At 44.3% G+C, this 14134-nt stretch carries 13 protein-coding genes; all 13 read right to left on the bottom strand.

The genetic code is table 11. The annotated features are described in order from the left end of the window. Positions 1 to 192 precede the first annotated feature (192 nt). Complete coding sequence (hemN, locus tag AC4IFT_RS11100; RefSeq protein ID WP_490737625.1) at positions 193 to 1566, bottom strand: oxygen-independent coproporphyrinogen III oxidase; 1374 nt, start codon at positions 1564 to 1566, stop codon at positions 193 to 195. 208 nt (positions 1567 to 1774) lie between these two features. Further along, a complete protein-coding gene (gene yihI / locus AC4IFT_RS11095) occupies positions 1775 to 2290 on the bottom strand; it encodes a Der GTPase-activating protein YihI (protein WP_490737627.1) in 516 nt (171 codons plus the stop codon). Positions 2291 to 2685: 395 nt separating this feature from the next. Continuing rightward, on the bottom strand, positions 2686 to 4020 hold the full coding sequence (locus AC4IFT_RS11090) for an NCS2 family permease (protein ID WP_490751344.1): 1335 nt from the start codon (positions 4018 to 4020) through the stop codon (positions 2686 to 2688). A gap of 182 nt (positions 4021 to 4202) precedes the next feature. Beyond that, positions 4203 to 4955, bottom strand: coding sequence for an amino acid ABC transporter permease (locus AC4IFT_RS11085; RefSeq protein WP_490751343.1), 753 nt, complete (start codon positions 4953 to 4955; stop codon positions 4203 to 4205). 1 nt (position 4956) lies between these two features. Continuing rightward, on the bottom strand, positions 4957 to 5709 hold the full coding sequence (locus tag AC4IFT_RS11080) for an amino acid ABC transporter permease (RefSeq protein WP_219245367.1): 753 nt from the start codon (positions 5707 to 5709) through the stop codon (positions 4957 to 4959). Positions 5710 to 5820: 111 nt separating this feature from the next. Then, a complete protein-coding gene (locus tag AC4IFT_RS11075) occupies positions 5821 to 6660 on the bottom strand; it encodes an ABC transporter substrate-binding protein (protein WP_219245366.1) in 840 nt (279 codons plus the stop codon). Between the two features lie 387 nt (positions 6661 to 7047). Next, positions 7048 to 7758: a phosphate signaling complex protein PhoU gene (phoU, locus tag AC4IFT_RS11070; protein ID WP_206084968.1), complete on the bottom strand. Its 711-nt coding sequence runs from the start codon at positions 7756 to 7758 to the stop codon at positions 7048 to 7050. 13 nt (positions 7759 to 7771) lie between these two features. Further along, positions 7772 to 8548 (bottom strand): phosphate ABC transporter ATP-binding protein PstB, encoded by a 777-nt coding sequence (gene pstB, locus AC4IFT_RS11065; RefSeq protein ID WP_219245365.1) that lies wholly within the window; start codon positions 8546 to 8548, stop codon positions 7772 to 7774. Positions 8549 to 8585: 37 nt separating this feature from the next. Then, complete coding sequence (pstA, locus tag AC4IFT_RS11060) at positions 8586 to 9467, bottom strand: phosphate ABC transporter permease PstA (RefSeq protein ID WP_374445521.1); 882 nt, start codon at positions 9465 to 9467, stop codon at positions 8586 to 8588. Position 9468: 1 nt separating this feature from the next. Further along, positions 9469 to 10425, bottom strand: a complete 957-nt coding sequence (pstC, locus tag AC4IFT_RS11055; protein ID WP_206084973.1) for a phosphate ABC transporter permease PstC — start codon at positions 10423 to 10425, stop codon at positions 9469 to 9471. Positions 10426 to 10534: 109 nt separating this feature from the next. After that, positions 10535 to 11578 carry a phosphate ABC transporter substrate-binding protein PstS gene (gene pstS / locus AC4IFT_RS11050; protein WP_490751342.1) on the bottom strand — a complete coding sequence of 348 codons (1044 nt, stop codon included), beginning with the start codon at positions 11576 to 11578 and terminating at the stop codon, positions 10535 to 10537. 409 nt (positions 11579 to 11987) lie between these two features. Beyond that, positions 11988 to 13319 carry a two-component system sensor histidine kinase EnvZ gene (gene envZ, locus AC4IFT_RS11045; protein ID WP_490751341.1) on the bottom strand — a complete coding sequence of 444 codons (1332 nt, stop codon included), beginning with the start codon at positions 13317 to 13319 and terminating at the stop codon, positions 11988 to 11990. After that, positions 13316 to 14035: an osmolarity response regulator transcription factor OmpR gene (ompR, locus tag AC4IFT_RS11040; RefSeq protein WP_042847751.1), complete on the bottom strand. Its 720-nt coding sequence runs from the start codon at positions 14033 to 14035 to the stop codon at positions 13316 to 13318. The genes envZ and ompR overlap by 4 nt, the downstream gene beginning before the upstream one ends. Between the last annotated feature and the right edge of the window lie 99 nt (positions 14036 to 14134).

The following is a 14134-nucleotide window of genomic DNA, read 5'->3' as shown; positions in this document are numbered from 1 at the left end:
ATCATTCGCGCTGTGGCTAGGCGGCAAAATGAGGATAGCTTGGGGAGCATACATAAGTATGTGACCCAAGTAGCCGAATGAAGCCAACACCGCCACAACACGAAGGATGACGAAAATCGGGAGCATACAAAAGTATGTGACCCGAGTAGCCGAATAAAGCCAACGCAGCTATTGCGCGAAATATGAAGAGTATTAGATGACGCGGGAAAACTGCCGCTGCCTCATCTGCCCCCGCAAATACACATCAAAACACATGCACACATTGCGGATCAACAAACGCCCTTGCGGAGTCACTTTAATCCCTGTTGCGGAGATCTCCACCAGCCCATCTTCCGCCATTGGCTTCAATAATTCCAAATCTTCTTTAAAATAAGATTTAAAATCAATCGGGTATAAGGCTTCTATTTGTGCAAAATCCAGTTGGAAATTACAGATTAAGGTTTTGATCACATCACGGCGCAAGCAATCATCATCGGTTAAAACTAAGCCACGCCATAAAGCATGCCCTTGCTCTTCAACCTGTGCATAATAGGTTTTTAAGTCTTTTTGGTTCTGCGCGTAGTTATCCCCTAGCATGCTGATAGCCGAAACACCTAACCCTAACAGATCGCAATCCCCTTGGGTGGTATAACCTTGGAAATTACGGTGCAAAATTCCCTCACGCTGCGCGACTGCCAGCTCATCTTCAGGGCGGGCAAAGTGATCCATCCCGATAAACTGGTAGCCCCCCTTGGTTAACGTCGCAATGGTATCTTGCAGAATATCGAGTTTTTGCTCTGCGCTCGGTAAGTCTTCATCTTTGATTTTGCGCTGCGCTGCAAATAAATTTGGTAAGTGAGCATAATTAAATACGCTTAAGCGATCAGGCGATAACTCTGCGACTTTTTTCAATGTAAAGGCAAAGCTTTCGGGGGTCTGTTTTGGCAAACCATAAATCAGGTCAATACTGGTTGATGTAAAACCCGTTTCTTTCGCGCGCTTAATCAAGGCAAAAATGAAGTCTTCATCTTGTTCGCGATTTACCAATACCTGCACTTCTTTATTGAAGTCCTGCACGCCCATACTTAGGCGGTTAAAGCCTTCATAGCGCAAGTGGTCAATCATATCGAGTTCAATTTCACGCGGGTCGACTTCAATAGACATTTCCACATCATCGGCAAAATGAAAATATTTTTTCAATAAGCCAACTAAATGGCTAACTTGGGCTTTATCAAGATACGTCGGCGTACCGCCGCCCCAATGCATTTGCGTGACAGTGCGGTTTTTTAATAAAGATGCGCGCTGAATAATTTCTTTTTCAATAACTTTTAAATATTCATCCGCTTTATGTTTTTGGCGAGTAACTAATTTATTACAGCCACAGAAATAGCAGAGTTTATGGCAAAAAGGAATGTGCACATACAGGGACAAAGGACGTTCAGGATAACGCGCCGTGGCGCTAATAAACGCTTGTTCATCATAGTCTTGATTAAATTCCAAGGCGGTTGGATATGACGTATATCGCGGCCCTGAATAATTGTATTTCTGAATGAGAGAAAGATCCCAAACAATATTTTGCTCTGACATAACATTCCTCAATTGACCAAAAGCTCAAACCATTACAACGGGTTGCACCTTATTTAATTTGTTATTCGGTGAGTGTGAAAAAACTTCACAACATAGTGATATTATAAATATGTTAGAGAAAAGAGACTTGATGCAACATCAAAGAAAAGTGAGTTTGTAGAAAAAAACAGACGCATCCCCCGCTTGCACGAGGGATGGTTAAACGAAGTTATTTGCTTTTTAAGATGCGCATAATGTCATCTAATTTATCTTCGTCTTCTTCCTCTTCTTCTTCAGCATATTCAATGCCTAAGATATTCATCAGTTCGTCAATACGGTCTAAACAGGTATTGATGTATTTTTGCTCTTCTGCATTAACCGTTTCGCCATCTTCTAGGCGCGCTAATAAGCTATCTAAGCGGTCATCGCTTTCTAACAGCTCTAACTCTTTTTCAGGCGTCAGTTTTTCTTTAACAACTGGCTGTTTTTTCTCAATAACAGGCTTAGATACTTGTTTTTCATCGATAATTAAAGGGATCGGCTTTTTGCTACCCAAACGTGGGTCAACTAACGAATTCTGTCCACTCTTTTGATTATTCGATGATGAGTCTTGATTACGGCTGCCTGACTTATTCCCACGATGTTTTTTCTCGCGTTTACGTTCACGGCCTTCCGCGTTTAATTCTTCTTTGGTTTTACGGTATTTTTTCTTTGGCTTAGCTGCCGGTTTTTTTGGTGCGTTCATGGTCTGATACCTTGATAAAGTCAGTTTCTGCTGCGAAATCTAGCAGGATCCCATAAAGGGGGAAAGCACTAGTTTGCAATTTCAGCGGATTTTTTATTCCACCCTGCCTTCGCAACAGTACTTTACTGATTATACCTTAAATAATTCGAGTTGCATGTAGAGGATAAGAAGTCATTCAGAAAGGAAAAATTAATAGTCCACTGCCACAGTTCATAATATGGGAAGAGCTAGTGCTCCAATGCTCTAAATAGTTTGTGCTGTAGCAAGGCGGCAAGAGTTGCTAATCCCTAGGAGCATACATAAGTATGTGACTAGGGTTAGCAACCGCAGCCAACAACGCTACGGCGCAAAATATGACGAGCATTCACGCCACAGCTTGAAGTATGAAGAACATTTTAGGCGTCGACTAAAATCATTTTAAGCAAAAACATCGCCGCCACTAAAATCACGCACAGGCCCAGATCACGCCAGCGCCCTGTCCCGATTTTCATCGCACAGTACGCAATAAACCCTAACGCAATCCCTTCGGTAATCGAGAAGCTAAACGGCATCATCACTGCGGTAATAAATGCAGGGACAGATTCCGTTAAGTCATCCCATTTCACGCGAGTCAGGCTTGATGTCATCAACACACCGACGTAAATCAATGCGCCCGCGGTTGCATAAGCAGGAACCATACCCGCAAGTGGAGAGATAAACATGGTCAATAGGAATAAGATGCCGACAACAACTGCTGTTAACCCCGTACGCCCACCGACTGACACCCCTGAAGAGCTTTCAATATAGGCCGTTACCGATGAGGTTCCCATTGCCGAACCAGCAACAGAGCTTAAGCTATCGACATACAAAGCTTGCTTCATCCGCGGGAACGTTCCTCGTTCATTAGTGATCCCAGCTTTGTCTGTCACACCAATCATGGTGCCTGATGAGTCAAATAAATTGACCAACATAAAGGCAAAAATCACGCCAGATAGCGCTAAATCTAATGAGCCAGCGAAGTCCACTTGCCCTACTACGCTAGTGATACTGGGTGGAATAGAGAAAATACCGGTGTATTGCACATCTCCCAGAGCCAGACCAATTAAGGTAGTCACGGCAATAGACACTAACACCGCCGCATGGATGTTACGCGCGGCTAAGATAGCAATAATAAAGAAGCCCAGCGCGCCTAACCACACGTTATGGTGTGTTAAGTTACCGATTGACACTAGTGTATCTGGGTTTGCCACGATAATACCGGAGTTTTTCAACCCCATCATCGCGATAAATAAACCAATACCGCTGGTGATCCCCACACGTAAGCTCAGAGGGATATTAGCAATAATCCAGTAACGAATGCGGAATAATGTCAGGATAAATAAGCCAACTGCGCCCCAGAAAACAGCGCCCATCGCCACTTGCCATGAATACCCCATCGCGCCAACCACCACGAATGCAAAGAAGGCATTCAGCCCCATCGCCGGTGCAACCGCAATCGGTAAGTTAGCGAGTAAGCCCATCAAAATACTGCCAATTGCCGCAATCAAGCAGGTGGTAACGAATACCGCTTTGATGTCCATGCCTGCAATTGACAAAATTTGAGGGTTAACAAAGACGATATACACCATCGTCAGGAAGGTTGTGAAGCCAGCAACAACTTCAGTTCGTGCGGTTGTGCCGTGTTCTTGTAATTTAAAAACACGCTGAAACAAGCTCTGCGGTTGTGCCGAGCTAGAAGATTGATTACTCATTAGATATCGCGCCCAAAAAAAGTTTTTTTCGCCCTATACTACAATTAAAAATCGCAAAAGAAAACGATTGCGTGAAGTTCAACAGGCAAAATGTCCTAACTAACTGATACAACGCGATGAATTATGAAAAAGAATAAAAATGGGTTTTGGTAAGATGGCGGTATAAAAACCGCCATTCCTATTTAGGATAGTGCTAACAATTTTTGTCTACGCCAAAATAATAAGCTGCGCCTTGCCGCCAGCTTGTGCGGGTCATTTTGTGCACTGAGTTTTTTTGCCACTACATTGGCAATGATTTCTACCGCAAAGCACATCACAAAATAGATAAATGCCACGAATAAGAAAACTTCCAGTGGATAAACCATTTCGCGGTTATTCACTTGAGTTGCTAAGAAAGATAATTCTGCCACACCCACAACATAGGCTAATGAAGTGTCTTTAATCAACGCCACCCATTGGTTAATAAACGACGGCACCATCATACGTAACGCTTGGGGTAAAACGATATTCCACAATACTTGCCAACGACTGAAACCAAGAGACAACCCTGCCTGCCATTGCCCTGCGCCTATTGCTAAGATCCCTGCTTTTACAGCATGGGCTAAGTAAGCCGATGTGATCAAGGCGAGTGCACAGACCACCGTGGTGATCCCGGGGATCTCTGTGCCTAATAAGATAGGCAACAAGAAATACGTCCAAAATATCAACATAATGACAGGAATTGCACGGAAAAAGCCTAAAACTGCCGCAAATAGGTTAACCCAAAAGCCACGTAGCATGGCTAATGCAATACCGCCCAATGTCCCTAAGACAATGGATGCCGCCCCTGCCAACAAGCTAATCACCAGTGTCAACGCTGCCCCTTCTAATGGGCCATCAGGGAAAGTCCCAAACAGTAAATATTGCCAATTTTGTTCGATTACTGAAAAATCCATGTTACACCCCCTGAGCCAAGTTACGTTGCAGTCGCCATTGTCCCCAGCCTTCCATCAACGCAATAATGGCGATATACAGCACCGTTGCTACTCCAAATGCAGTGAAGGTTTGTAAGGTTTGGCTATCCACTTGGCGAGACACATAAGAGAGCTCCGCGACGCCAATCGCCATGGTTAATGAGGAATTTTTCACTACATTCATATACTGCCCAAGTAACGGCGGCATGGCGATTTTGACCGCTTGAGGCAATACCACCAATTTCATCGCCTGCCACGAAGTCAGCCCCAGCGCAAACGCGGCATATTTTTGGCCTTGGCGTACCCCACGGATCCCCGCGCGAATTTCTTCTGCAATAAAGGGAACGGTGTATAACGTTAACCCAATAAAACCGGCTAAAAATTCAAAAGAAGGCCAACCTACAGTGAGCCCAAATACGTTGATTTCATGAGGCGTATTTAGCCATTCCATCGCCGCAGAAGGGAGAATTTCTCCCGAGGCGAAATACCAGAAGAATAACTGCACCAACAAAGGCGTGTTTCTAAAAATAGAAATATAGATGCTCACTCCCCAGCGTAGAGGAGCAATCTGGCTATCCTTTGCTGATGCAACTAAAAAGCCTAAAAAGGTGGCAGCAATAATGGTGCAAATCGAGATCCAGACTGTTAAAACAAAGCCATAGCCGAACCATTCAAGGTACTGTGGCGCTAATAAATGCGCAGACCAAAAATCACCGCTGACAAATTTCTCAAACATAGTTCACGACCTATTTCTTTCACATCCTGTGACTAAAAAGCTCACCCCGTATAACCAAGAACCCCGCACACAGTGCAGGGTTTCAAATCACTTACTTCTTGCCACTATCGATTAAGACTGTGGTTGTTGTTCGCTCAGTGGGGCAAATTTAAAGTCACCGCGTGGTTGGGCAGCTTTGGTGTCTGGACCAAACCAACGGTTATAAATCACTTCGGCTTTACCATCTTTTTCCAGTTTCAGCAGGGTTTCATTCACGTTTTCAACTAAACGCGTTTCGCCTTTGCTAGCAGCCAGAGCTTGGTACTCTTTGGTTAAGCTAAACGGTGAAATTTCAAAATCTACTTTTACTTTTTCTGGTAGATTACCTAATAAGCCAACCAGTTTTGCATCGTCTTGGGTAATCGCTTGGACGTTACCATTACGCAGCGCAGCAAATGCTTGTGGGGTATCGTCATAAGAAATCACTTTGGTATCTGGGAAACGTTCACGCAGCGTCACTTCCTGCACCGTTCCTTTATCGGCACCAATACGCAGTGGTTTGATGTCATCAGGGGTTTTTAATACGCCTTTACGAGCAATAAATTTTTGCCCTGTGGCGAAATCAGGGATGGAGAAATCAACCTGTTTTGCACGCTCATCGGTAATGGTGAAGTTCGCCCCAATCAGGTCAACTTTACCAGAGGTCAGCAGTGGAATACGGTTTGCAGGGTTTGTTGGACGCAGTTCAAGTTTCACCCCTAAGCTATCTGCAATTTCTTGCGCGATATCAACGTCATAACCCGCTAACTTTTTAGTTTGTGGGTCAATAAAACCAAATGGTGGGTTGCTATCAAATACGGAGATGCGGATAACACCAGCTTGTTTAATATCATCTAATTTATCTGCGCTAGCGACATTCGCTGTCAGCGCCAAACCTGTAAGTAAAACAGTCGTCAGAATACGAGCTTTCATTGAATACCCCTAGTGGTAAATTTATGTAAATCGACCACCACACGCTATCAACTATCTCTTAGCACCTGAAATAATATTAAATAATATATTTATAACAAAATGGAATATATGAGTGTATAAAAAAGGGGCAAACTCTATAACAAAGGCCCCCGAATATGGCTTTCACCATCAATAGACTCTTATTGAGCAAGAAGAAAGTCTGTATAAAAAATTTAAGCTAAATTATTTACCTGCAATATAAATACGTTAATTAATGATTCTAACTTTAAGTCTTTCATGTTGTGCCGAAACTGCAATAACTCATCATCAGAAACAATGCTCTAAATAGTTCGTATTGTGGTTAGGCGAGCGCAGCCAACACCGCCACAGCACGAAATATGACGAGCATTACTTGGTGAGCATCTTCTCGAGATTATCCCCACCCACATGACGGAAATCCTGCCCCTTCACATAGTAGAAAATAAACTCACAGATATTTTGGCAGCGGTCACCGATACGCTCGATTGAGCGCGCACAGAACAGCGCTGTTAGCACGCTTGGTATGGTGCGAGGGTCTTCCATCATGTAAGTCATTAACTGACGCACAATACCTTCGTACTCTTGGTCCACTTTCTCGTCTTCGCGGTAAATACGGATGGCTTCTTCGAGATCCATACGTGCAAACGCGTCCAACACATCATGCAGCATTTGCACCGTATGGCGGCCTAGTGATTCTAAACTGACGAGAAGTGGCTGATGTTGCTGCGAAAATTTCTCCAATGCGGTTTGGCAGATTTTATCGGCAACGTCACCGATACGTTCCAATTCCGCGATGGTTTTAGAAATTGACATAATCAGTCGCAAGTCACTCGCCGTTGGCTGACGCTTGGCAATGATTTTTACGCACTCTTCATCAATGGCCACTTCCATCATATTGACTTTATGGTCATTTTCGATAACTTCGCGCGCTAGAGCTTCATCCTGATTATGCATCGCCGTGATGGCTTTGGTGAGCTGTTCTTCGACCAGCCCTCCCATCGTCATTAATTCAGTATGGATATGTTCCAGTTCCGCATTGAACTGCCCAGATATATGTTTGTTGTGATTCAGCGTATCCATCGTCGGCTCCATATCAACCGTAGCGGCCAGTAATATAATCTTCAGTTTGCTTCATTTCTGGGGTGGTGAACATCTTATCGGTATGATTAAACTCAACCAATTCACCTAAATACATAAATGCTGTGTAATCAGAACAGCGTGCGGCTTGTTGCATGTTGTGGGTAACAATCACGACGGTATACTCTGATTTTAATTCACTGATTAACTCTTCAATACGCCCTGTGGAAATAGGGTCCAATGCTGAACAAGGCTCATCCAGCAATAACACTTCGGGGCGAATCGCAATACCGCGAGCAATACACAAGCGCTGCTGCTGCCCCCCCGACAAGCTGTAACCGCTTTGGTGCAGTTTGTCTTTGGTTTCATTCCACAGTGCCGCTTTGGTTAATGCCCATTGCACGCGCTCATCCATTTCCACACGAGACAATTTTTCAAACAAACGCACGCCAAACGCGATGTTGTCGTAAATAGACATTGGGAATGGTGTTGGTTTTTGGAACACCATGCCCACTTTTGCACGTAATAATGCGATATCTTGTTTGTCTGTCAGGATGTTTTGACCATCCAGTAAGATTTCGCCTTGTGCGTGTTGTTCGCCGTACAGCTCATACATTTTATTGAAAGTACGTAATAACGTGGATTTACCACAACCCGATGGGCCGATAAACGCCGTAACTTTGTTTTTCTCAATGTCTAAAGAGATATTTTTCAGTGCGTGAAACTTGCCATAATAGAAGTTGAGGTCACGGACTTTAATTTTACTGTTCGCAATTTCGTTTGCATTAATCATGGTTACTTTCTCTCTAAATCTTTATTTATCCGGGCGCTTAGTGTTTTTTCTGTGCAAACACAACGCGGGCAATGATGTTAATAAGCAGGACACACAGGGTAATCAACAACACCCCAGCCCATGCAAGCTCTTGCCATTCGGAGAATGGACTCATTGCGAATTTGAAAATAGTCACAGGTAAGTTAGCAATTGGCTCGCTCATATCTGTACTCCAGAACTGGTTCGACAGTGAAGTAAACAGAAGCGGTGCGGTTTCCCCCGCGATACGCGCAATTGCCAGTAAAATCCCTGTAATAATCCCGGATACTGATGCTTTTAATGTAATGGATAAAATCATTTTCCATTTTGGCGTTCCAAGAGCATAAGCCGCTTCACGCAAGCTATCCGGTACCAACTTCAGCATGTTTTCAGTGGTACGAATAACAATAGGAATTTGCAGCAATGCCAGTGCAATCACCCCAGCCCAACCAGAGAAGTGCTGCATTTGTGCCACCACGATGGTGTACACAAACAAGCCAACAACGATAGATGGTGCTGATAACAAAATGTCATTAATAAAGCGGGTTACAGACGCTAACCATGACTTACGGCCATATTCCGCCAAGTAAATCCCCGCTAAAATCCCTAAAGGCGTTCCAATCACGGTTGCCCATAAAATTAATAAACCACTTCCGACGATCGCATTCGCTAAACCACCGCCTTCGGTATTTGGTGGCGGGGTCATTTCGGTAAACAGATTGAGGGACATGCCATCAATCCCTTTGGTCACCGTCGAAAATAAAATCCACACTAGCCAGAACAGCCCAAATGCCATGGTCAGCATTGAGACAAACAGCGCCATTCTATTCACTTGGCGACGCCATGCTTGACGGCGGGCGCGTTCTTTCTCATTGACGATAAAAGGTTGAGATTCAGACATATTAACGGCCCTCATTCTTCGCAAGACGCATTACCATCAACTTGGAAATCGCCAACACAATGAACGTGATAACAAACAGGATAAGCCCAAGTTCCATCAGCGCTGAGGTATGTAAACCGCTTTCTGCTTCCGCAAACTCATTTGCCAACGCAGAGGTAATACTGTTCCCTGGCATGAAGAGGGATGCGCTATCGAGTTGGTAAGTATTACCAATCACGAAGGTCACCGCCATGGTTTCACCCAATGCACGGCCTAACCCTAACATCACCCCACCTATTACCCCGTTTCGGGTATACGGCAGTACAATGTTCCAAATCACTTCCCACGTGGTACAGCCAATTCCGTAGGCTGACTCTTTCATCATCACCGGGGTTTGTTCAAACACATCGCGCATCACAGACGCAATGTAAGGGATAATCATAATCGCGAGGATAATCCCCGCCGCTAAAATACCTATCCCGAATGCAGGGCCTGAAAATAATTCACCGACAATCGGAATACTCGACATCACGTTGCCGACCGGCTCTTGGAAGTATTCTGCAAAAAGTGGTGCGAAAACGAATAAGCCCCACATCCCGTAAACGATACTGGGAATGGCGGCAAGTAATTCAATAGCAATCCCTAATGGACGTTTTAGCCAATTTGGTGCGAGTTCTGTTAAGAACAGTGCAATACCAAAACTGACAGGTACCGCGATAATCAGGGCGATTAACGAGGTTACAATGGTGCCGTAAATCGGCACAAGGGCACCAAACTGTTCCGCTGGTGCATCCCACTCTTTGGTCCATAAAAACGAAAACCCAAACTTCTGCATACTTGGCCAAGATGCAAAAATAAGGGAAATAATAATGCCACCGAGCATTAACAAAGTGATTAGCGCGGCAATCTTTACCAGTGCACCAAAAATTACATCACCTGATTTGCTGGGAGCTCTAAATGCCGTTGTTTTTTCGGCCATGCGCTTTGTTCTCTTTCCATTCCTACTTGGTTTGTAGGATTGCGTTACAACAATGAGCGGGTAAGCCCTGTTCCTCAGTACTTACCCGCCATTTCCAACCCGAGGGGCATTAGAACAATGCTTTACCTTGGCTATCTTTAATTTCTGTTTTCCATGCTGCACGAACAGCTGTTACAACTTCTTTTGGTAACACGGCGTAATCCAGTGCTTCTGCTTGTTTGCCCCCTTTATCGTACGCCCAGTTGTAGAAGTCGAGAACCGCTTTACCTTTCTCAGCATTCGCTTGTTCTTTGTGTACTAAGATGAACGTCGTTGATGTGATTGGCCATGCGTTTGCGCCGTCACGGTTAGTCAGGTCTTGTGCAAACGACTTAGACCAGTCAACTTTTTTCGCTGCTGCGCTGAAGCTTTCACCCGTTGGTGATACTGCTTCGCCATCCGCAGAAACTAACTTAGTATACGCAAGATTATTTTGTTTTGCGTAAGCATATTCAACATAACCGATAGAGCCTGGGAGACGTTGTACGAATGCAGCAACACCGTCGTTACCTTTACCGCCTACACTGTTTTTTGGCCAGTTAACGGTTGAACCTGCACCAACTTCATCTTTCCAACCTGTGCTGACTTTTGCTAAGTAGCTTGTGAAAACAAATGTGGTACCTGAACCGTCAGAGCGTCTTACCACAGCAATAGCTTGGTCTGGTAAGCTCACTTTCGGGTTTAATTTTGCGATAGCCGGGTCATTCCATTTGGTGATTTTACCTAAATAGATATCACCTAAAGTGTTGCCATCTAACGTCAGTTGGCCTGACTCGATACCTTTTACGTTAACCGCCAGTACCACACCACCGATAACGGTAGGGAATTGGAACAGGCCATCTTCTTTTAATTTTTCGTCAGTTAATGGCGCATCAGATGCACCGAAATCAACGGTTTTTGCATTAATTTGTTTTACACCACCAGAAGAACCGATCCCCTGATAGTTCACTTTATTACCTGTTTCTTTCTGATAAGAGTCTGCCCACTTCGCATAGACAGGAGCAGGGAAGGTCGCGCCAGCTCCGGTCAGGCTGGTAGCAGCAAAAGAAGACATTGCAGTCAGAGATAAAGTTGCTGCCATTACGCTTGCTAAGGTGGTACGCGTCATTTTCATAATCCCTCCGGGGATGTATAGAAACAATCAAGTATAAAATTGTTGGGTGTATGTCACGGTAGGAAAAATAGGACAATTTAGTTACGACAACATGTCGTTTTTATGACAGTTTTATGACAATTGATTATTTTTTCACTGAGGACGAGATAAAACTAGGCAGGATGAAAATAAAAATAATTTAAATTCAAACAGTTAAAGGAATATTACATCAAAATACGTTTGAAAAAGAAAAATGACAGACTGTCATAAAAGCGAAAAATATTTTTAGTCTAGGCAAAAAAGGATAGCTCTAAATAGTTCAAGCTGTAGGTAGGCGCCAAGCGAAGATATCCCTAGGAGCATACGCCAGTATGTGACTAGGGTAGCTGAGTGTAGGCAACACCCCTACGGCTTGAAATATGACGAGATATCAGTCTTCTTTTTCCTTAAGGGGGAGAAGAGCCCTAATCGCAAACCCGCCGCGCTCACTTTTGTGGATCTCTATACTCCCTTCATGGGCATCCACTATACGGCGTATAATCGCTAGCCCCAAGCCAGTTCCTTTGTTGCTCCGCGCTTTTTCACCTTGCACAAAGGGTTGGAATAAACGGTGGATATCTTCGTCTTTGATACCTGCGCCGTCATCTTCCACTTGGAACCACACAAAATCTTCGGTTTTTCCGCTGCTGACTTTGATCCAGCCATTTCCATAGCGATAAGCATTCACTATCATATTAGTGATTGCGCGCTTAATCGCCAGCGGGTTACCGTTCACAACCATTGAGCCCGGTTCTAATGCGGTTTCAATGTCGCCGATAACATTACTTTCAGCACTAACTGCTTCCATAAGGATAGCGTTGAGATCGCAGAACTCCATATCCATCTCTTGGCCTGTTTTCAGGTAAGACATGAATTGGCCGATAATCGCGTCACACTCTTCAATATCTTTATTGATAGACTCCGCCAAATAGCTGTCTTCTGGACTCATCATTTCTGTGGCTAAGCGAATACGGGTTAACGGTGTTCTTAAGTCATGGCTGACCCCTGCCATCAAAACAGTTCGGTCATTTTCTAAAGTTTTGATCCCTGCGGCCATATGGTTAAAAGACCGAATTGCTGCTCTAACTTCCGTTGCCCCCTTTTCTTGCATCGGGGGCAAGACAAAGCCCTTTCCGACCTCCCCTGCGTGGTACTCCAATTCAAGCAATGGCTTGTTTTGGTAGCGAATATACAGCCATACCCCGGCAAAAATCGTGAGGAAAATCGTTAAGGTATACCTGAATACAAGGGAGAATTGATTTTGACCAATTTCAGTCAGAGGAACTCGCACCCAGATATCAGGAGCGAGGTAAGACGTTAACCATAAAATCGGATAATCACGGCCAAGTTCGAGGTGAACACTCGCCTTTCCGCCTAGGTATTGCGACATGTGTTCGCTCAGAAAATCATACTCTTTAGCCCAGTTCAACCCCTCTTCCATTGCAGCCGAATGGGCATAGAACGTGATACCTAATTCGTTGTAGATTTTCTTACGCAAAGCGGGAGAAACTCGCACTGAGGTTCCATCTTGCAGCACCATTTTCTCGGTCATCAATGTTCTTACTTCGTACGCAAGGACTTTATTGAATTGCTGTAAGCTTGGCATCACAACAAAATTCAATACGACCATGTAGCTGGTCACTAAACTTGCGAACAGCAGTGCAACAAACAAGAACAACGAACGAGAAAATGTACTACGTCGTGAGAACCTCAGTCGCTTCATGCTTTACTTCCATCCGGAACAAACACATAGCCCAAGCCCCAAACCGTTTGAATATAACGTGGGTGCGCAGGGTCTTCTTCAACCATACGACGCAGGCGTGAAATTTGAACGTCGATAGAACGCTCCATCGCACTATACTCGCGCCCTCTCGCTAAGCTCATCAGCTTGTCACGAGATAACGGTTCCCTTGGATAAGAAACCAACACTTTTAATACCGCGAACTCACCGCTGGTCAATGGCATATTTTCATCACCTTGGAACATTTCACGCGTTCCGAGGTTCAGTTTAAATTTACCAAAGGTAATCACCGCATCATCTTGAGATGGCGCACCCGGTAATTCATTCGCTTGACGACGTAATACCGCACGAATACGTGCAAGCAATTCACGTGGGTTAAACGGTTTTGGAATATAGTCATCCGCACCGATTTCTAAACCTACGATACGGTCAACTTCTTCACCCTTCGCCGTGACCATAATGATAGGAATTGGGTTATTTTGGCTACGTAAACGACGGCAAATTGATAAACCATCTTCACCCGGAAGCATTAAATCTAACACGATCAGATGAATAGATTCCCTCGTCAGGATCCTGTCCATTTGTTCAGCGTTTGCAGCACTCCTTACCTGAAAGCCTTGTTCAGTGAGGTAACGCTCCAGCAGTGCACGTAAACGCATATCATCATCGACGACAAGAACTTTATAACTTTCCTGCATTTTGTAGCCCTCAAGATGTGCATCTTTTAAATTATTGTTCTAAAAGTGAACAAAAACACGTTTAATGTTCACTAATTTACCACTAACCATAGATTTAAT

It is taken from the genome of Providencia sp. UF-183 (assembly GCF_058246155.1).
The sequence above is the reverse complement of the archived record's forward strand: the minus strand, read 5'-3'. Positions and strand labels throughout refer to the sequence as shown.